At 67.8% G+C, this 587-nt stretch carries 1 pseudogene; it reads right to left on the reverse strand.

What is annotated here, in order from left to right:
- Window positions 1–587 (reverse strand): annotated as a pseudogene (locus ACYVDE_RS25635) (VWA domain-containing protein); the annotation flags it as partial.

Genomic DNA, 587 nt, shown 5'->3' on the forward strand with positions numbered 1-587 from the left:
GGCTTCGGCCCCGGCTCCGAGGCGGTAGTCGCCAAACGGCACTGGCGCGGGCGGGTACTGCGCAAACCGTCGGGCCGACTCTTCGTCGGTGGCAAAGCGGGCGAAGCCGGGGTTGGGCACCGGCGTCACCTCGTCCGTCTGCGCCCCGCGGGGCTGAATGGTGAGGCCCGCGCCCAACTGGTTGTAGGCCGCCAAATCGGACTGCGCCCCCAGGATGTAGAATGCGGGCGTTTTGCGGGCCTTCACCTGGGCCAGAAGCTCGTTGCCCAGCCCACCTTGGGCCGGCAGTTGGTGCAGGATGGCCACGTCGAAATCAGCATCAGCTTTCAGCGGCTGCACGCCAGGCAGAGCTAGGGTCAGGTCGAAGTTGTCATTGGCCAGAATGGCGGCGCGCAGGGCTTTCAAATCGGGATGCGGGGCGGCCCCGGCCAGCAGCACGCGCAGCTTACCCTTCACTATCTCAATGAACGCCGTGCGGGCGTTGTTCAGCTCCGTAAATTCGCCCGGCTGGGGCACCACGCGCACTTCGTAGCGCCGTTTGCCCGGTGCCGGGGCCGTGAGCTGAAACGTGGCGCGCACCCGCCGCC

It is taken from the genome of Hymenobacter agri, assembly GCF_054778495.1.